This is a genomic window from Metabacillus litoralis, assembly GCF_007994985.1.
Taxonomy (GTDB): domain Bacteria; phylum Bacillota; class Bacilli; order Bacillales; family Bacillaceae; genus Metabacillus; species Metabacillus litoralis.
This window is the reverse complement of the sequence record NZ_VOQF01000005.1, coordinates 465,399-483,239: the sequence shown is the minus strand read 5'-3', so window position 1 is coordinate 483,239 and position 17,841 is coordinate 465,399. Positions and strand designations below refer to the sequence as shown.

Below are 17,841 nucleotides of genomic sequence, written 5' to 3'. Positions count from 1 at the left end.
TCTACTCCTCCAATTTACATTCTTTTAAATTGTCTAATAAGGAATTTAACTTTTCATAAGTTTCAATAAATGATGTAATCTCACTTTCATCAAAACTCGTAATAATTGATTCTACTAATTTACGAATTTTTTCCTCTGTTTTTACATAAAGCTCTGTTCCTTTTTCTGTTAAAGTTAAATAAATCACACGTCGATCATTTTCATCGCGAGTTCGTTTGATTAATTCCTTTTCTGTTAAACGATTAATAATAGCTGTAATCGCACTTCGCTTTACATCAAATTCCTCTGAAAGCTCAGTTGAGGTACATGTACCAACTTTATGTATGTACCTTAATGTATAATGCTGATCATTTGTAATAAAATCACCAATACTATCTTTAACAAGGTTTTCCCCTTTTTTGGTAACAGCAAAGGATACAACAAGATATCGGTTAATCAATTCTTCTATATGTTTATCATTCATGTTAGATATCACCTACCTTATAATACTTAAACACTTTAACTATTAACGTGTTTAACTATAAAACGATATGAACTTCCTGTCAATAAATAATCGTATTCATAAAATTAATTTTTAGAAAGGATATTTTTCAGACCCCAGTCTTCCATGTTTTTGGAAGACTGGGCCAGTTGTGTATTCTTATCCTTGGAGCTTTAGATCTCTTTAGATTTACAGTGATTATGGCCATGGCACCTTGTTACTACATACCAATTAGACCCGTGGATGAAGCAACTTCCTACCGGTGTCTGTGTTTTAATTCGCTATTTTTAGCCTCTATTTTATATCGTTCCTTTGACTTTTCTCTGAAGTAAATGTCTTCCTGAAAGTTCTGATGTTCATCTAATTTTATTGTTACGTTGTAGGTTTCCTTTTAGCACCATCTTTATAACATCCCTCTCTAAATGGGCATATTTAACACTTTTCAATATCTTAATTACAGATTATTTAGCAGGCTATTATTTTACGAAAAATAAATAAAATTAACTTTTTATTGAATTAAATTAAATAATAATTTAATATTATTTATATAGAAAGTTGGTGGTGTGGTATGAATAGAGAAGAAGTTCCTGATTGGATTCTTTCATTAGATAAGGAATCAGTTGAATTCATCAGGAAATTTATACTGAATTCTGGTTCACTTAAAGAGGTTGCTAAAATTTATGAGGTTTCTTATCCAACAGTTAGAGCAAAGCTTGATAAGTTGATTGAGAAAGTGGAATTAAACAGTAAGAAGGAAGATGTTGAATTTATCAATATGATTAAAAATCTAGTCATTGATGAAAGGGTAAGCCTTGATGTCGCAAAAGTTATTATTGAAAAGTATAAATCTGAAAAGGATGATAAATAAATGGAACAAGTTTATGGATGGTTAATTGCCATTGTCGTTTTAGTAATTCAATTTTTACTATCAAGAAGAAAAAGAGCTTTATGGGGTGCAATAGTTCCTTTTCTGTATCTGATTTATATGGTCTATTGGATACCTAATAAATATGATGATTTTAGTGTAGTTAAACTGATACTAGTAGCTATTGGTGGACTTGCAATTCTGTGTAGCATTTGGATTAATGGTAGAGAATATTTAAAAAAGAAACGAAATAAAGAATTAGTACAGATTGAGTTGAAGAATCTTTAACGGTTAAAAAATCAATTGTCAGAGTTTAGTATAAAACGAATTACGAGCAGCATTTATTTAATTATATATTGAACGGTTATGAGAGTTAACTATGTAGGAGTTGCCGAATCAATACTCAACTATAGGAAGTGTTCAATAAGAATAGTTGCTAACTGGTGCGTTAGTTGAACAAGACAATCTAAAAAAACGCTTGGGTATCACATATATTACCCTAGCGTTTTTGTTTGCTATTAGGACTGTAATTTACAGAGCTAATCATAGACTATTTTTTGATTATTTTAGGATTTCACCATTTGATCGGAACTACTTATTCAATAGTAGCAGCTTCTCATATTTAATTACTTCTGCTAATGCCTTTGTTGTTTTCAAAGATAAACAATCGGTTATTTAGATTGTTTATCTCTTCCGCATAAATCCTTGTCATTAATTTACCTTTCTTATCTTTTCATTATGTAATTCACTTATTGCCGAAGCTAGATATTCTCTATAGCTGCTAGCTTCTTTATCATCAAAATTTTGTAAAGATGCATGGATTCGCTCAAAGTTATCAATAAGATGTTCTTCTTTCATTCCGCGGGATGTTAAAATATTATTTAACCATATCGCATAGTCTGTGAAGATCTTTGATTCATTTAATGTATAGGCTGTATCTAAATGTTTAAAATGATGATAATTATCCTCTATACATTTTTCTCTTCCAAGCTTTCCATACTTTTCTTCAAGCATTGGGTAAGCTTTATATATTCCTTCCACTACCTCTTCAATTACTTTTGCAACATCCTCCTGCTTCATTTTGCAACCACTTCAAATCGTTGCACAATCGGCTTTATTGCAGCAAGTTCTTGATCAGGGTAATTCTGCTCTAATTCATGAACCTTTTTGTATGCATCACTTGTCACCCAATTTAAATAGTCTTTTTTAGTATTCCAAATGATTTGAACAGTTAGTTCTCCTTTTTTCACTTCATTTTGCAATAAATGAAATGATTGAAAGCCCTCATACTGGTCTACAAGCTTTGATCTAGTTTGATATATGGTTATAACTTCTTCTACCTTTTCCAAGGGTACATGGAAGGTTGAATGGACGATGTACATGTAATAACTCTCCCCACGCATAATGCTAAAATTTCTAATACATCACTATTATAGAATATCTAAATTATTGTTAAAACCTTTCGGGTACTATTTAAACCAAAAACCTCTTCATACTCCTGTTGTAAATAAGAGATACTATCAAGGTAATTCGATAAATTGGAGGTTGATTATGGAAAAAATGCCTATGACATCAATAACGAGTGGAATGGGAATTGAAGTTCTTCCTGATGTATTTTGTTTGTCTGTACAAATAGTAAATGTATGTTTTATCGGTAATCCGAAGGAAACAAATGAATTTGTCTTAATTGATGCTGGAATGCCAGGATCAGCAGACATAATTATTAAGGAGGCAAAAAAAAGATTCGGAGAAGATTGCAAAGCAACTAGTATTGTTCTAACACATGGACATTTTGATCATATTGGAGCCATTCATGATTTATTAGAACAGTGGAATGTACCAGTATTTGCTCACCCATTAGAAGCACCATTTTTAACAGGTAAATCTGATTATCCACCTCCAAATCCAGAAGTGGAAGGCTTAGTAGCAAAAATGTCTCCTATGTTTCCAAGACATAGTATTGATATAAGCTCACATCTAAAATTACTTAAAGACGATGGAATAGTCCCACCTTTACCTGACTGGAGGTATATTCATACTCCTGGGCACACACCAGGGCATATCTCACTGTTTAGGAACAGTGATTCTGCACTGGTTGTTGGTGATGCATTTACAACTGTTGAACAGGAATCCTTATATGATGTACTAACGCAAAAGCAGGAAATGCATGGTCCCCCTGCTTATTTCACAACAGATTGGCATGCAGCTTCAGCTTCAGTCAAAAAACTTGCAGCATTGAATCCAACTATTGCTGTATGTGGACATGGACTTCCTATGGCAGATGATGAACTGTTAACAGATCTTAAAAATCTCACTGAAACTTTTGATGAAAAAGAAATTCCTCAAAATCGTAAGTAATACATGTCTTGGGGTCAGACACCAGTTTCTTATTCTGACCCCTTTCATATTTTTCAAAGTAAGTTCTTTCAAATCCATGTTTCTACTTCATCAATATTAGCCATACACTGTATAATGACTAATATTTTGGAGGGTACAAATGATCATCATTGGAAATCAACTTCAGAATGAAAATCAATTAACATCATCTTCCCTTTCCTCAGAACAAAATGAAATGATAGCAAAAATGAGCAGGTATAACAACAAATACTCGTTTTTAAATAATGAACATTTTCAATTTGTTTTGCAGCTTCGATTAGCCATTATAAAATCGGCAAGAAACCTGTATGCCAGTAAAGCAAAATTCACAACATTTGCGAGAGCTCATTGCAATGGAGATTTTTGGAACTTAACTCCTCAAGGCGGCTTTAAACTTAAATCAGGGGTAAGCCCATCAATGGCCATTAATGATATTTATGAAAATGGTGTATTATATGGATTTGAATGTGCTACAGCTATGGTTATTATCTTTTATTCAGCTGTTATGCATTCTATCGACAGGAAACAATTTGATCGGTTATATCAAGGTTTGTATTTACGAGACTGGCAATCTGATGAAGATTTACCTATCTATACGAAACGAGGTAATGATTACTTGCCTGGTGATTGCTTATATTTTGATAATCCACAATTTAATCCTAATACTCCTCATTGGCAAGGTGAAAACGCAATCGATTTAGGAAATGATTTATTTTTTGGTCATGGCATCGGTATTAAAACTGCAGAAGGGATAATAGAGGCTTTAAATAAAAGAAGAGCTTCTTACGCAACTGAATCTGCTCATTTATTATCTCAAGTAACACGAATTGATGACAAATATCTATATCAATTTTCTCGTGATTCTTCACGTAATAACGCACTAAATTTCATCACAACAAATTCTATAGTCGGAAAAATAGGATGTAATTGCTTAACACTGTGACACGATTCTTAGACCTTTAACTAAGTACGAAAAACACAGCTAGTTATTTCATAGCTGTGTTTTTCGTTTTTTTTTAATGTTTTTTTCTAGAATAAAGTTTTTGAAATAAAATAATGATACATGTCATAATGACCGACAACACAGTATATGCGATAACCCATATAAAAAACGTCTCATTGAAAAAGATCAGCATTACAAAAGAAAATACTACAAAAATGATAGCTGGTGTTACATAACTTTTTTTTGTAAACATATATCCCAAAATTGAAAGTAGCAAAATCAAAGCCGGAAATATGATAAGAATAAGTAAAAATTCCATACATCACCTCAAAGGAACTAGTTCTGATTATTTTTACTCATTTTACCATAAACAAAGTAAATCAAAAGTAAGAATAATTTAAAATCATTAGTTTAAAGATTTAAGATAAAAATCTCTCACTCGGGGTCCATCAAATTCACAGAAATAAATTCCTTGCCAAACCCCTAACAACAGTTTGCCATTTGAAACAATGACTGTTTGTGAAGCTCCTACTGTACTTGCCTTCATATGTGAAGCAGTGTTACCTTCAGCATGCATATCTTTCACAACATTCCATGGATAAATTTCATCAAATCTTCTTAGCATATCACTTTTAACATCAGGATCTGCATTTTCATTAATGGTTATCCCAGCAGTTGTATGCGGACAATAAACAATTACCGCACCTTCCTGTACATTTTCTTTTGTAACAAACTCTTGCACAAGATGTGTTATATCAATCATTTCATCTCGCATGTTCGTGTTTATAGAATGCTTTTTTATCATATAACCAACCACCTCTCCGATTACTTATACCTTATATATTACCGTTATCAGTCACCTTGTAAACATAACATAATCATTTAAAAATGCAGACAAATATAGATCAGATATTATTTACATTTTTTTGAGTTTTATAACAAAGCAAGAAATGATTAATATTAAATTAGCAAAAGCAACAGGTTCTGTTCATAAAAGATATAGAAACATTCACACTCTACTTTATTCCAAATTGAATATGAACAAATGATTAGTTACTTAAAAACGCTATGTTTAGCTAGAAGCTGTAAACTAACTTGGTTGATTGGAACGGAAGGTGCGAGACTCCTGCGGGTGCAGCGGGACAGGTGAGATCCCACAGGCGCTGTCCGCCGAGGAAGCTCACCGCCCGCCCCGCGGAAAGCGAGCATCCTGAAGCGGAAATCAACCGACACAATACTAGTATAAAGAAACTTTTTTGCCATAACGCCTAATTTAAAAATGCTGTTGAATTAAAAATCAACAGCATTTTTTATGTGGTTATTTTTGCTATTTTCCTGACTCTCAAAGAGTTTTTTAAGTTCTTTGCACCTCGAAGTAATTAGAATATTTACTAGCCTAATTACAACTAATCATCATGACTTTCACTCGGAACAAGAATTTGTCCGCTCCAATCCTTTTTAAGCAACGTTTGAAGAATCAGCTTAGATAACTTACTCGGCTGATATGGTTTTACTAAATATTCATTAGCACCTAGCGCAAGCCCTTTTTCTTTTTCATCTAACGCCGATGAAATAAAAATCGGTATAGATTGTAAAGTATCAATTTCCTTTAATTCCTTAATAATATCCCATCCATTTATTCCTTTTTCCTCGAGCATAATATCTAGAACAATTGCATCTGGCTTCTCACTTTTAATTGCTTTTAATGCAGTTTCTCCGTTGTTATAAACTTTTACATGAAAGTTACTTTCTTCTAGTTCTGTTTGTAAAAGCTGAGCCAGGCTACTATCGTCCTCAACAATAATCACATTTACTTTCGTATCGTCATTCTCTTGAGTTGAATTCTCAGATGGATTATGTGTGCCAATTACAATTGGAAAACTTACAGTAAATGTACTACCTTCCTTCGGCTCTGACTGGACAGAAATCTCCCCATCATGTGCTTTCATGATTTCTTTGACAATAGCTAAACCTAAGCCGGTACCACCAATTCTTCGGCGATCTGTGTTATCTACTCTGTAAAATTTCGCAAATAGCTTTTCAATAGCATCAGCAGGAATTCCAAGGCCTTCATCCTTAATTGCAATTTTCAGATTAGGACCTTCCTCAAATATGTCCACATAAACATTTCCACCATCAGGTGAATACTTAATCGCATTATTTATTAAGTTATTAAACACTTGCCCGATCTTATCTTTGTCACCTAAAACCATTGTATTACTGGTTCTGGAGTCAACATGTAATGTATGATTAGGGCTGTTTATTTGGTTTGTTTCAACAATTGATGTAAGAAGTGGTAAAATATCATCATATCGTTTATCATAAGTCTGTTTGCCTGCTTCCATTCGTTGAACATCTAAGAAATCATTTATAAGTGCCGTTAATCTCTTAGCTTCTTGATAAATGGTAGTCAAATATTTTTTCTGTCTTTCTGGCTTTAATTCTTTATTAAGCATTAACTCTGTAAATCCAAGCACACTTGCTAGTGGAGTTCTTAATTCATGACTAACTGTGCTAACAAACTCAGATTTCATTAAATCTACTTCATATTCCTTCGTTATATCTCTGTGAACGATAACTGTACCAAATGTATCGCCTTTTCTAGTTAATGGCTCACAATACACCTGCACTACCCTTTTAGTTGGACTTTGTTGATGATAAACAAATGACGGATCATCAAATTTCCCATCTACTAGAACACGATCAAAAAACTTCTTAAGATCATGTTTATTCTCAACTGTAACAGATAATTTTTTAAACCAATCTTCATATGAGTTCTGTATGATTGAGTCTGAATCAGATTGAATCATATCAGACAGCTTTTTATTAATTTGAATAACAGATCCCTTTGTATCAACAAGCTGTATGCCTTCTTTTATATTATCAAATATATCTTGAACTAATAATCTCTCTTCTTCTGATTGTTCAAAGATTTTGATCTTATCTAAAGAAATAGCCACCTGCTTACTTAGAGCTTCGTATTCATCTAGCTCTAATTCATCAAACGGATCAGAAAAACGTGAATACATCATAATAGCTTCAACACTTCCAGATGAAGAAAGAACAGGTATATACATATCAAAACAATAAGACTTAGTAGTATGATAAGCAAGTTCATCTACATTGCAGTCTCTTTTTATTGTGTAAGGTTTTTTTGTCAATATAACTTTAGTAATTAATCCAGAGTCAAGGTTTTGGATAAATTGTTTTGACTCTTGCTTAGAAATACCGAAATATGCATGATCATGCCCTTTATCAAGCAATACAACGATTCCTTTGTCAGCATTAATCACATCACACATCGTTTTAACAATACTCATTAATACTGCTTGTTTATCTAATGAATTTGCTAACCCTTCTACTAAATCATTACGAAGTTTTAAATCAAGTTCTCGCTTTTGTGTCATTTCCAGTGCTTCTTCAAGCTCTGATTGCTGTGCTTGAAGTTCATCCTGTTGAGCAAGTAGCTCCTCATTTTGTGCACTTAAGTCCTGTTCCTTATCTTGAATACTTTTTGTCATTTTTTCAAATGCAATCGATAAAAGACCTAGTTCATCTTGGCGGTTAATTTTATCCGTAAAAATGACAGTCTCTCCATCAGCAATTTGCCCTGCTGCTTGTGTAAGTGTTCTTAATGGTTTCCCAATCCTAACTAACATCATTCGTGTGAAAATAACCATTGCGATTATTAACAGGAAAAGCGCAGCTGCAAAGGCAATTTGACTATAGAGGATATTTTTTTCAAGCTGTAAGTAATTATCTTCTACTGCTTGTTGAAGGCTTTCGGTATATTGCTTTAAACTTGATTGATAGGCTCTAATTCGATCAGAAGCATTTTCTGTTGCAATAGCCCTTACTTCATCCTTTTTCCCTTCGTCAAAAAGTGCTTTAGACCGAGGCATCATGTTTTCAAAATAGTAACTATGAAAACGTTGAACTTCTTGTAAAAATAAGATATCTTCCTCGTTTTCTGAGTATTTTTGTAAAAGAACCATTTTATCTTCAATTTTTTCCTCTTGTTTTTTTACATTTTCAAAATAAGAATTCGCTTCATATGCAAAATATGCTCTCATTTCCGAAACAGCTAAATTAAAGGCATAATCCAAATCTGATGATAAATCAAGCTTCGTTTCTAACTGTTCATTTTTATCATGAAAATCAAGAGTTAATTTATTTTGATAAATCAAGAGTGAAATAATTAAACAGCTAAATGCAATAATGATCATTGCTGTTAATAAGCTAAATTGTTTTGCTAAACTAGTTTTGAGATATTTATTCAGATTCACCTAAAATCTCCTCAATTCTTTCTACTAGCTGAATCGGACTAAATGGTTTTGACATGAAATAATTCGCTCCAGCATCTAATACTTTTTGTTGATCTGACGATTGGCTTTTTGCACTTAACATCATAATTTTTGTTGAATTTTGATCTTCACGAATCATTTCAATAAGCTCAAGTCCAGTGTATACCGGCATCATATAATCTAATAATATTAAATCGTATGTGTTCTGTTTAATTAAGTTATATGCTTCTTCCCCATCGGAGGCTTCATCTATTGAATATCCCTCATCTTCTAGGGTATCAACGACAAGCATACGAAGCACTTCTTCATCTTCTGCAAGTAATATTTTGGGCATTTTCAAACTCCTTTCAATTGAAAAGCGCAAGGCGCCGCCTATCTGCGACAAGCATAAGGCGAATAGGAATAGAAGGTGCTCTTTACCTTCAGTTCCTATTTGACTTATGACTCGAGCCGATGGCACCTGGAGCTAGACATTAATCTAGGTAAAAATTTTATACTTTCTTATCTTGTTATAAAAACGCTCAGACTGTCATTTAATCTCCATTAGTCTGAGCGCTTTATTGTCATTTGTCATTCACTTTCTACTTTTGCACCTTCATAAGCTTTTTGTAATTCATAATAAGACTTCTTTAGCCTCTCATGAGAAACTGGTAAATCCCATTTCTCCAATTTATAATTTAACCATTCGCCTTTTGTTTCAGGTGCTGTTTGTATAACCTCTTGTTGGTTGTTTGTTAAAACTACCTTTACATTCAATAAATCAATGATCTGTTTGCTATCCAATCCTTTTTCTGACCAAATATCGCCCATAATTTCATTTTGGCTAGGATCTTTAACATTTAATAATAGCCAAGGTAATCGAAGCTCTAATGTTCCATCCTTAATATAAAAATCAGAAAGAGTATTAGAATCTTCTTTTTCTGGGTTCCCGATTCCATATTGTAACTTTCCTGTTTCATAGGAAGAGAAAGGGATTGTAACTTGTCCTTCTTCTTTATTTATCGTCAGTTCTTTGTTTAAAGTTAAGTGAATTCGATGATATATACCATTATTTTTTTGATTAGCATATGATTTTTTCTCAATCATTTCCAAGATGTGACCATAGTGATAATAATACGTGTCATAGTAGCTATCTATTAACACTCTAGAATCGTCTTCACCTTTTAATTCAACAAGAAAATCAATTCCTTCTTCTTCGAACCCATCAACTTCTGGAATGGTCGTTTGTCCTTGATTTCCTATTGTATTGAGTAATAGATAGGTGTTGTAATCATCTTTGTTCCAAAGCTTTTCATTATAATCGATTCGCACAAATAACCCTCTACTATCACTTGATAGGTAGACATTTTCTATTGGATTATTTTCTGCTTTATAGCTAGGTTCAGAATTTCTTGCACTCCAGTCTGAATGCTCTCCATCTATTTGTAGCTGAGTCTCTTCTTTGTCTGGATCAAAACTAAGTAAACCAAAATGCTGCTCATTTGTTTGAATATTATCCCAAAATGGTCTTTTATCAGGATTATCATAATCCATCGTATTCCATGTTCGTTTAAACCATTCGTCTTGCCAAGAGAAAACCATACCACCTGCCAAGTTTTCTTCCACAATATCTTCATATAGTCTCACAATATACTCAGCTTGCTCTTTTTCAGAGTTATGACCTTGATCAAGTCCATGTACATTCTCATGTGTCAGTCCTCTTGAGGCAGGGATACCAAACTCAGCTACTATTAAAGGCATATTATGACTATTTTCCATATCATTCAAATAGCCGGCATAGTTATTTTTTTGTCCTCTATGATCTTCATAATTTATATATTTTTCTTCATAATTTAAAAAATCTGGGTAATAAGGATAAATATGATAAGATGCAAAAGTTCCAGCATAGAACGTATCTTTTGCTTTTATCTTATTTGGATCTATCGATACCATATCTTCTTCTTCACTTGGCTCTGAAGGGTGTTCAAGCAAATCCGTTGTTACCCAGTTCGTGAAGCTCATTGGATGTTGCCACTTATAATGATCTGCTTCATATTTAGCTGTGAAATCCATCATCTCTGCTAGCCAGGCTTCAAATGGAGATACATTTTCAGCCATAAAGTAATGACCATCATAGCTTTTTATATCTGAATGCTTATCATTTGTTCGTAAGACAGTATTAGGATCCCACTCTACCCCAATAATCCATCCTAATAAATAAGGTGATAGATCATGCTGGTATTTTCCACTAGCATGACCTTGTCTCTCGGGAATATCTGCATTTCCATGGATAATGTCAATAGTACGTTGTATTTCTTCTTTAAAATCATTTGTTATTGCAGGATCAAATGCTGTAGACCCTAATTTTTCATTAAAGAATACATCTTCATTTACCCACACACCATGAAATAAATAAAGAGGATCCTCACGATTTAGATTATGCTCATAAAGTGCTTGATAAAAGGCAGGAGGATGGATCGTATACACCCTCAATCCATTTGCATTCATCTCACTAATTTGCTCAAACCACCTTGCATATTCTTCCTTTGTAATACCTGTCTCACCTGGGAATGTTCCTGGTTTAGCAATCCCCATATTGACACCTTTAATGAGGATATCCTCCCAAGCACCATCTTTATATATCTGAAGATACTTGTCATTTGTTGAGCCTATTAATTTCATCCCATCTTTGGTCAAAACCTCAGGCTCCAGATGAGTTAACTCTGTTTTAGAAGTACCGTTTTGTTTGTCCGTTAATATTTTCTCCATCATTGGTACATACGCTTTCCAAAAAAATGTATCTGTTCTTCCCTTTTGATTAAAAGAAAACATTTTTTGCCACCATGTTAACCCCGAAATTTGATGAATACTCGGAATTTTATCATGATCAACAAAGTCTCCTGCAAAGTAATACGTATCATATAAATGATCTTGATGATGAATAACAGCAGGGAACTTTAAAGGTATATTATAGGTAGACAGCTTTTTTTCTGCGTGGTCAGACAAAGAGAGTTCAAAAGTTGCTTGTACTTCCTCTTCATCTCTTGCTTCGACAATATCAAACCAATAATTATACTGAATTTGATCGTTCATTTTGAAATGCTCTTGTCCATTTTTGGTATATTGAAATGAAACAAACTCACTTATTAAATCTTCTTCTGTAAACACGAGAACTTCATCATCTTCACTTACAAAAATTAATCCTGTTCCTGAAAAACTATATTTCTCTCCATATTGTTTTTCATAATTATCTCTCACCCATGTTGGAACTTCTTTGTTGTTAAGATCAGTGAAAATCCGACCCATCCAGCCTGACCAATTCAAATTTAATAAATGATAAAAGCTTTCTCTTACTTCAGGCTCTGTAGGAGAACCAAATGTATTGAATTCTGCTATTAATGTTTGATTATTTTCAATTAAAGAAGTATTTATCGCACTTACTTCATCTTGCTTGATGCCCCCATATAAAAGCTCTGAACGATTACCTTCTTCGTTGTCCCCTATATATTCATCCTTATAAACACCATACCCATCTGCAACATAGAGAACATCGTATGTTGATAAATCTTCTGGGAACTCTCTAACTTGAAATTCAGGAGGTTGATCAGATGGTACAAAGCCTACATAATCTTTTACTACATCATATTTTTCATTATTTTCTTTTTTTATTTTCAAATTATTTAATAACCAAATTAAGCCCTTATGTTCACGAAATGTTTGATCAGGTACTGTTTTATCAACAATCAAAACATTCATATTTTCAGTCTTTTTTAATTGCCATGTCCATAACGGGGAAGTAAACAAAATGAACAGCCCTAAAATAGAAACTATCAACAGAATCTTTTTTTTAGTCATTTGACACACCTTTCCTAACCATTTCTCCCCAACCTTTTTTACCTAGTAGCATTTCAACCATCCCTTCTACTCGCCAAATTACTGTTAAAGGGCGATACCAGAAGGTTTCTGTTAATGAAACCAAAAACAAAATAGTAAAATGCTTGACCTTTGGATATCTTTCCATACTCCATTCTTCAAGAAGCACTGCAGCCATCGAGTAGATCGATCCATAGATCAATGAAAGAAGGAAGAACATAATTGCATATTCAAAATAAATCTTTCCTGCGAAAATAGAAACAACGAGTGAAATATAACCAATCAACTCGATAAGTGGTCCAAGAAATTCGATAAAAAAGAAATATGGCATTGAAAACAAACCAATTGAGCCATACCTAGGGTTAAACATTAGTTTTTTATGTTTCCATAGACTATCAAATAAACCTTTATGCCATCTTTTCCTTTGTCTGCGAAGAAACTTTAAATCCTCAGGAGCTTCTGTCCAACAAACAGGATCAGGTACATAGACGATCTTTTTATTTTGCTTTTTTTCTTTATTTAATCGGTGAAGTCTTACAACTAACTCCATATCTTCACCTACTGTATGAGCATATCCTCCTGCTTCAATTACCCACTTTTTCGAAAAAACCCCAAAAGCACCTGATACAATTAGGAGTAGATTATTCTTACTTAATCCAATACGTCCTGTTAAAAATGCACGTAGATATTCGATAACCTGCATCACAACAATTGGTTTATTCGATAAACCAACACTTATTAGATCTCCATTTTGTATATCACAGCCATTTGCAATTCTGACACTACCACCAGAAGCAATTACTTCATCATCTGATTCAATAATCGGTTTTAAGACTTTTAAAAAAGCATTTCGTTCAATAATCGAATCCCCGTCTAACGAGCAGAAATAGGGATATTTCGAAAGATTTATTCCAGCATTAAGAGCATCAGCTTTACCACCGTTTTCTTTATCTAAAACTATTAGATTTGAATAAATCTCAGATTGATAGACTCCCTTAATCTCTTTTGTATCAAGTTGTTTACGAATGACTCTATTTACTTTTACTAAGTTAAATTTCGATATAAGTTTTTCGAGAGTATCATCTTTAGATCCATCATTAATAATGATTATTTCATATTCTGGATATTCGATACTTATTAGTGAACGAATTGTTCCATAAATCCCGACAGATTCATTGTATGCTGGAACTAAGATGGATACTGGCTTTGTGTATTCTGATTGTAGAAGCTCTTCATAAGGCTCAACATTATCTAGCTCATATCTTCTTCTAATCTGCAATAATGATATAAATAGCATAAATCCATAAACAATGACGATCGTTAACATATAAATGAAAACAAACCAGTTCACAAAAACTAAAATTCCAGACCAGTTAATAATAATCAACTCTTTTCTTCTCATGCCATTCTAGAGCCATGTCTCTTGCAAAGTCATCTTCTGTCTCATCAATCACTTGTTTAAGAATATCAATTCCATCCTTGAATTGGATAATTGCTTTTGCTGCTTCAGTTCGTACAACATATTCTTGATCAGATAACAGTTCTATTAGTTTATCTTTATAACTAGTTAACTTCTGTTTACCCACAACTTTCGCTGCCATCATCCTTACTTGCCAGCTTTCAAACGTAAAAAACTCTGCTAATTGAGTTTTATCGATAGGAGCCCCCATATTTGAATATGCTTTTAGAGCTCTAATCCTCATTTCCTCTTCATTGCTTTCCAGAAGTTTAGCCAATAATGGATGATACTGTATCAGTTGTTCTTTTCCAATTGTCTCAACAACCATAAATTGAGTTCTTTTATCTAAATTCACAAAATCCTCTACTAAAATTTCAAAAGTTTCTTCATTCATAATGGATAAAATAGACAAAATAGAAAAATCCGATAATCTCTGATCCAGTTTTTGCATATAACTTGTCAATTTACTGTCATTAAATTTTGCAAACATCCTTAAAATTTGAGATTTCTCAGCAATTGTAAGGTTGTTTCTACCATATAATTCATGTAGTGAATCCTTCAGGTGCTCCATATGGAAATCCTCTATCATATATAAAGCATTCATCCTTAAACTCCAACGCCTTTTATTCAGTTCCTTTTTTACATGATTTGTGAAATGTTTCTTAGCATATTTACTTATTTTCTGTTTTATTTCCATACTATCTAACACATTTGCGTATTCACTAAGAAGCTCTAAGAAAGCAATAAACTTCTCGGAGCCACCATGTGGATTTAGATCATCATCTTTTCCCGTTTGTAAAAAATGAAACATATCTAATCGATATGTTTCTTTTAATTCATTGATTTTTTTCCTTGATTCATTATTCATATATTTTTCAATCATTAAATAAATAAACAAACATAACAAAATAAAAAATAACACTAAGAAAAAAATGAATAAATATACAATGCCTACTTCAATCATTCTCACTTCATCCTTTTTATTAAATGACCAAGCCTTGTTTCAAGTTCCATTAATTTGAAAGGCTTTGTAATATAGTCATCAGCTCCAAGCTGCAACGCTCTTGAAATGTCTTGTTCACTTTTTCGAGAAGTAAGCATCATGACCGTGATACGTTCTTGGAAACGAGACTCTCTAAGTCTTTGTAATACTTCTAACCCGTCCATTCTAGGCATCATACCATCTAAGATGATTAAATAAGGCTCATTATTTTGCTCATGCCAGCTTGATTCGAAAAACTCCATTCCATCCTTAAAGCAACGAATATCCAAGGTAAATGCTTCGGTGTATTTACTTTTATTGATTAAATCTTCCAGCATTGTACGGATTATCGGATCATCATCAATAATGCCGATGTGGATAGGTTTTTTATGATAGTTTACATTATTAACTGGTACTAATTTCATTTGTGCTCTTCCAGCAACTTTTGCTTCATATAACGCACTATCAGCCATTTCAATATTTTTCTTCATATCTAACTGATCTAGCTGAATTTCATGAATACCACCTGAAAATGTACAAGAAAATTGTTCTCCTTGATTTGATGTGAATGAGTGGTTAGAAAATTCTTTAAGAACCCGATCCAGTACAACCTTTGCTTCTTTTGCTTTTGTATCAGGAAGTAAAACCATAAATTCTTCTCCACCATAGCGTATAACTATATCATTTAGTCTTAACTCATTTCTTATAATTTCAGCGAACGTAGCTAAAACATTGTCACCCACAACATGTCCATAAGAATCATTTATTTGTTTAAAATGATCGAGATCTAACATAGCAATACTAAATGTTTCATATTGTCTTTTTAAATGACTAATCAAGCGTTCATAAGTTTGAGACAAATATTTCCTATTATATACCCTTGTTAATTCGTCGATTAACATTAAATCATCTATTGCTTGTTTTCTTTCCAGCTGGCGATTAATCCGTACAATAAACTCATCCATTTCTAATGGTTTTTCTATATAATCATCGGCACCTAATTTATAGCTTTTCATTCTCATTTCCTTTGTTTTATCTACACTAATCATAATTGTTGGGATAAACTGCTGATTCATTTGATCTTTTAGTTGCAATAGTACATCCAATCCATTTCGATCCTTCATATGAATGTCAATGATGACACAATCAGGATTTAGATCATAATAGGAATTAATGGCTCTTTCTGAATCAGCTACAGCAATGACAACCCATCCGTTCATTTCTAATTGATCCTTAAGATACATGAGCAATGCTGTGTCATCATCAATAATTAGGATAAGTTTTTGGTCTTCAATTTCTGCTTGTTTCTCTATAACTTCATCAAGATTTGAAAATTCTTCATAATAAAAAATTGAGATTAGTGGGAATAAAAAAGATTGAAGTTCTTCTTTCGTCCACTCTTTCTCCTCAAACTCTTTTAATTGATCCATTAATTTTTGTGCCATTTCACCAGCCACTGTAAAACCAATTGTAGATGCTGTTCCTGAAATTGAATGCAAAAATCGATAAAGTTCACTATGCTGAATAATTTGATGTTCATTTAACCAAGATTCCAGTTGTTTTCGTACATTTTTTACTAAAGTTTGCAAATATTTATTCATTGGCTTCTCCTACCATAAACAAATTTATATAAAATATCTCTTTTCTACTAAACGCTCTCTTTCTTTATAACTATTATTAGCATATTTTAAGACAAATTACGACATATTTCATCTTTTAAATGTGTTTATTTTCCATAAAAGTAAATTATAATTTATTTTGTACTTACATATCAATTGGTTAGTATGTTGTAAAAATTTAAAAGAGTGTTTTATCTCCTTTTACTCACGATTGCCCTGCGAAAAAATAGCTATAAATTTAAGTAGCTGAAGAAGTGAAAGCAAAGCTGCTGCGACATAAGTTAGAGCTGCTGCATTAAGGACTTTTTTCACTCCAGTTTCCTCCGCATTGACAATCATTCCTTCTGAAACCATTAAAGACCTAGCTCTGCTGCTTGCATTAAATTCAACAGGAAGTGTAATCAGTTGAAAAACAACTACAGCCGAAAAAAAGATTATTCCTAAGCCTAATAAATTCAAGCTTCCTAATAAGAAACCTCCAATTAAAAGAAACGGCGCAATTCCTGAGGTGAAATTCACTATTGGAAACATTTTATGCCTAATTACAAGTGCACCATAAGCTTCACTGTGCTGAATAGCATGCCCAACTTCATGAGCCGCAACAGAGATTGCTGCAATTGAATTACTAGGATATACACTCTCAGATAACCTAACTGCCTTCTTAATTGGATCATAATGATCTGTAAGTGCCCCTCTAACATTTTCCACTGATACATTATATAAACCATTACGATCTAATAATTTCCTTGCAATTTCAGCACCTGTCATTTCTGATGACGCCTTTATTTTTGAAAACTTTTGAAAGTTCCCTTTTACTTTAAACTGAGCCCATAGTGATAATGCGAATGCAATGATAATTAGAAAGTCTAATGGATGAAAAAACATTTTGACGCTTCCCTCCTGAAAACTGTTTTACTGATTATATAGTTTGGTCAATATCATGATTTCTAGCATAAAAAA

General features: G+C 32.8%; 16 protein-coding genes and 1 pseudogene. 4 read left to right on the top strand and 13 right to left on the bottom strand.

The features are described from left to right. Position 1 precedes the first annotated feature (1 nt). Together FS935_RS10400 and FS935_RS10395 are read right to left on the bottom strand one after the other, a co-directional pair. Positions 2–463, bottom strand: coding sequence for a MarR family winged helix-turn-helix transcriptional regulator (locus FS935_RS10400; protein WP_146948241.1), 462 nt, complete (start codon positions 461–463; stop codon positions 2–4). Between the two features lie 177 nt (positions 464–640). Then, positions 641–931, bottom strand: a pseudogene (locus FS935_RS10395) (transposase); the annotation flags it as partial. A gap of 118 nt (positions 932–1,049) precedes the next feature. Between FS935_RS10395 and FS935_RS10390 the strand changes: the two are divergent. Continuing rightward, complete coding sequence (locus tag FS935_RS10390) at positions 1,050–1,349, top strand: DUF2089 family protein (protein ID WP_146948239.1); 300 nt, start codon at positions 1,050–1,052, stop codon at positions 1,347–1,349. Further along, the gene (locus tag FS935_RS10385; RefSeq protein WP_146948237.1) at positions 1,350–1,634 is read left to right on the top strand and encodes a hypothetical protein; all 285 of its coding nucleotides are present in this window, start codon (positions 1,350–1,352) and stop codon (positions 1,632–1,634) included. It abuts the gene before it with no gap. 423 nt (positions 1,635–2,057) lie between these two features. Here FS935_RS10385 and FS935_RS10380 read toward each other — a convergent pair whose 3' ends face one another. Both FS935_RS10380 and FS935_RS10375 read right to left on the bottom strand, forming a co-directional pair. Beyond that, positions 2,058–2,426: a hypothetical protein gene (locus FS935_RS10380; RefSeq protein WP_146948235.1), complete on the bottom strand. Its 369-nt coding sequence runs from the start codon at positions 2,424–2,426 to the stop codon at positions 2,058–2,060. Next, positions 2,423–2,728: an antibiotic biosynthesis monooxygenase family protein gene (locus tag FS935_RS10375; RefSeq protein ID WP_146948234.1), complete on the bottom strand. Its 306-nt coding sequence runs from the start codon at positions 2,726–2,728 to the stop codon at positions 2,423–2,425. Before FS935_RS10375 ends, FS935_RS10380 begins: the two co-directional genes overlap by 4 nt. Positions 2,729–2,897: 169 nt before the next feature. Between FS935_RS10375 and FS935_RS10370 the strand changes: the two genes are divergently transcribed. Then, entirely contained in the window at positions 2,898–3,704 is an 807-nt protein-coding gene (locus FS935_RS10370) for an MBL fold metallo-hydrolase (protein ID WP_146948232.1), read from the top strand. 139 nt (positions 3,705–3,843) lie between these two features. Further along, positions 3,844–4,665 carry a protein-glutamine gamma-glutamyltransferase gene (locus FS935_RS10365; RefSeq protein ID WP_146948230.1) on the top strand — a complete coding sequence of 274 codons (822 nt, stop codon included), beginning with the start codon at positions 3,844–3,846 and terminating at the stop codon, positions 4,663–4,665. Positions 4,666–4,738: 73 nt separating this feature from the next. Here the strand turns inward: FS935_RS10365 and FS935_RS24470 are convergent, their stop codons facing one another. The 9 genes from FS935_RS24470 to FS935_RS10320 form a co-directional block, all read right to left on the bottom strand. Then, entirely contained in the window at positions 4,739–4,984 is a 246-nt protein-coding gene (locus tag FS935_RS24470; protein ID WP_146948228.1) for a DUF2651 family protein, read from the bottom strand. An 87-nt stretch (positions 4,985–5,071) separates the two neighbouring features. After that, a complete protein-coding gene (locus FS935_RS10355; RefSeq protein WP_146948226.1) occupies positions 5,072–5,470 on the bottom strand; it encodes a secondary thiamine-phosphate synthase enzyme YjbQ in 399 nt (132 codons plus the stop codon). Between the two features lie 601 nt (positions 5,471–6,071). Continuing rightward, positions 6,072–8,951, bottom strand: coding sequence for an ATP-binding protein (locus FS935_RS10350; RefSeq protein WP_146948224.1), 2,880 nt, complete (start codon positions 8,949–8,951; stop codon positions 6,072–6,074). Continuing rightward, positions 8,938–9,303 (bottom strand): response regulator transcription factor, encoded by a 366-nt coding sequence (locus FS935_RS10345; protein WP_146948221.1) that lies wholly within the window; start codon positions 9,301–9,303, stop codon positions 8,938–8,940. The genes FS935_RS10350 and FS935_RS10345 overlap by 14 nt, the downstream gene beginning before the upstream one ends. A gap of 236 nt (positions 9,304–9,539) precedes the next feature. Beyond that, positions 9,540–12,803: a hypothetical protein gene (locus tag FS935_RS10340; RefSeq protein WP_146948219.1), complete on the bottom strand. Its 3,264-nt coding sequence runs from the start codon at positions 12,801–12,803 to the stop codon at positions 9,540–9,542. Further along, entirely contained in the window at positions 12,796–14,223 is a 1,428-nt protein-coding gene (locus FS935_RS10335) for a glycosyltransferase family 2 protein (RefSeq protein WP_146948217.1), read from the bottom strand. Before FS935_RS10335 ends, FS935_RS10340 begins: the two co-directional genes overlap by 8 nt. Then, positions 14,195–15,244, bottom strand: a complete 1,050-nt coding sequence (locus FS935_RS10330; RefSeq protein ID WP_146948215.1) for a HEAT repeat domain-containing protein — start codon at positions 15,242–15,244, stop codon at positions 14,195–14,197. Before FS935_RS10330 ends, FS935_RS10335 begins: the two co-directional genes overlap by 29 nt. 2 nt (positions 15,245–15,246) lie before the next feature. After that, complete coding sequence (locus FS935_RS10325; RefSeq protein WP_146948213.1) at positions 15,247–16,863, bottom strand: diguanylate cyclase; 1,617 nt, start codon at positions 16,861–16,863, stop codon at positions 15,247–15,249. 219 nt (positions 16,864–17,082) lie between these two features. Next, entirely contained in the window at positions 17,083–17,766 is a 684-nt protein-coding gene (locus FS935_RS10320; RefSeq protein WP_146948211.1) for a zinc metallopeptidase, read from the bottom strand. Between the last annotated feature and the right edge of the window lie 75 nt (positions 17,767–17,841).

Bases quoted from the DNA above. Each gene is read 5' to 3' on its own strand.
- FS935_RS10365 (WP_146948230.1), top strand. From the start codon at position 3,844: ATGATCATCATTGGAAATCAACTTCAGAATGAAAATCAATTAACATCA.
- FS935_RS10375 (WP_146948234.1), bottom strand. From the start codon at position 2,728: ATGTACATCGTCCATTCAACCTTCCATGTACCCTTGGAAAAGGTAGAA.
- FS935_RS10370 (WP_146948232.1), top strand. From the start codon at position 2,898: ATGGAAAAAATGCCTATGACATCAATAACGAGTGGAATGGGAATTGAA.
- FS935_RS10320 (WP_146948211.1), bottom strand. From the start codon at position 17,766: ATGTTTTTTCATCCATTAGACTTTCTAATTATCATTGCATTCGCATTA.
- FS935_RS10335 (WP_146948217.1), bottom strand. From the start codon at position 14,223: ATGAGAAGAAAAGAGTTGATTATTATTAACTGGTCTGGAATTTTAGTT.
- FS935_RS10385 (WP_146948237.1), top strand. From the start codon at position 1,350: ATGGAACAAGTTTATGGATGGTTAATTGCCATTGTCGTTTTAGTAATT.
- FS935_RS10390 (WP_146948239.1), top strand. From the start codon at position 1,050: ATGAATAGAGAAGAAGTTCCTGATTGGATTCTTTCATTAGATAAGGAA.
- FS935_RS10325 (WP_146948213.1), bottom strand. From the start codon at position 16,863: ATGAATAAATATTTGCAAACTTTAGTAAAAAATGTACGAAAACAACTG.
- FS935_RS10340 (WP_146948219.1), bottom strand. From the start codon at position 12,803: ATGACTAAAAAAAAGATTCTGTTGATAGTTTCTATTTTAGGGCTGTTC.
- FS935_RS10380 (WP_146948235.1), bottom strand. From the start codon at position 2,426: ATGAAGCAGGAGGATGTTGCAAAAGTAATTGAAGAGGTAGTGGAAGGA.
- FS935_RS10345 (WP_146948221.1), bottom strand. From the start codon at position 9,303: ATGCCCAAAATATTACTTGCAGAAGATGAAGAAGTGCTTCGTATGCTT.
- FS935_RS10330 (WP_146948215.1), bottom strand. From the start codon at position 15,244: ATGATTGAAGTAGGCATTGTATATTTATTCATTTTTTTCTTAGTGTTA.
- FS935_RS24470 (WP_146948228.1), bottom strand. From the start codon at position 4,984: ATGGAATTTTTACTTATTCTTATCATATTTCCGGCTTTGATTTTGCTA.
- FS935_RS10355 (WP_146948226.1), bottom strand. From the start codon at position 5,470: ATGATAAAAAAGCATTCTATAAACACGAACATGCGAGATGAAATGATT.
- FS935_RS10400 (WP_146948241.1), bottom strand. From the start codon at position 463: ATGAATGATAAACATATAGAAGAATTGATTAACCGATATCTTGTTGTA.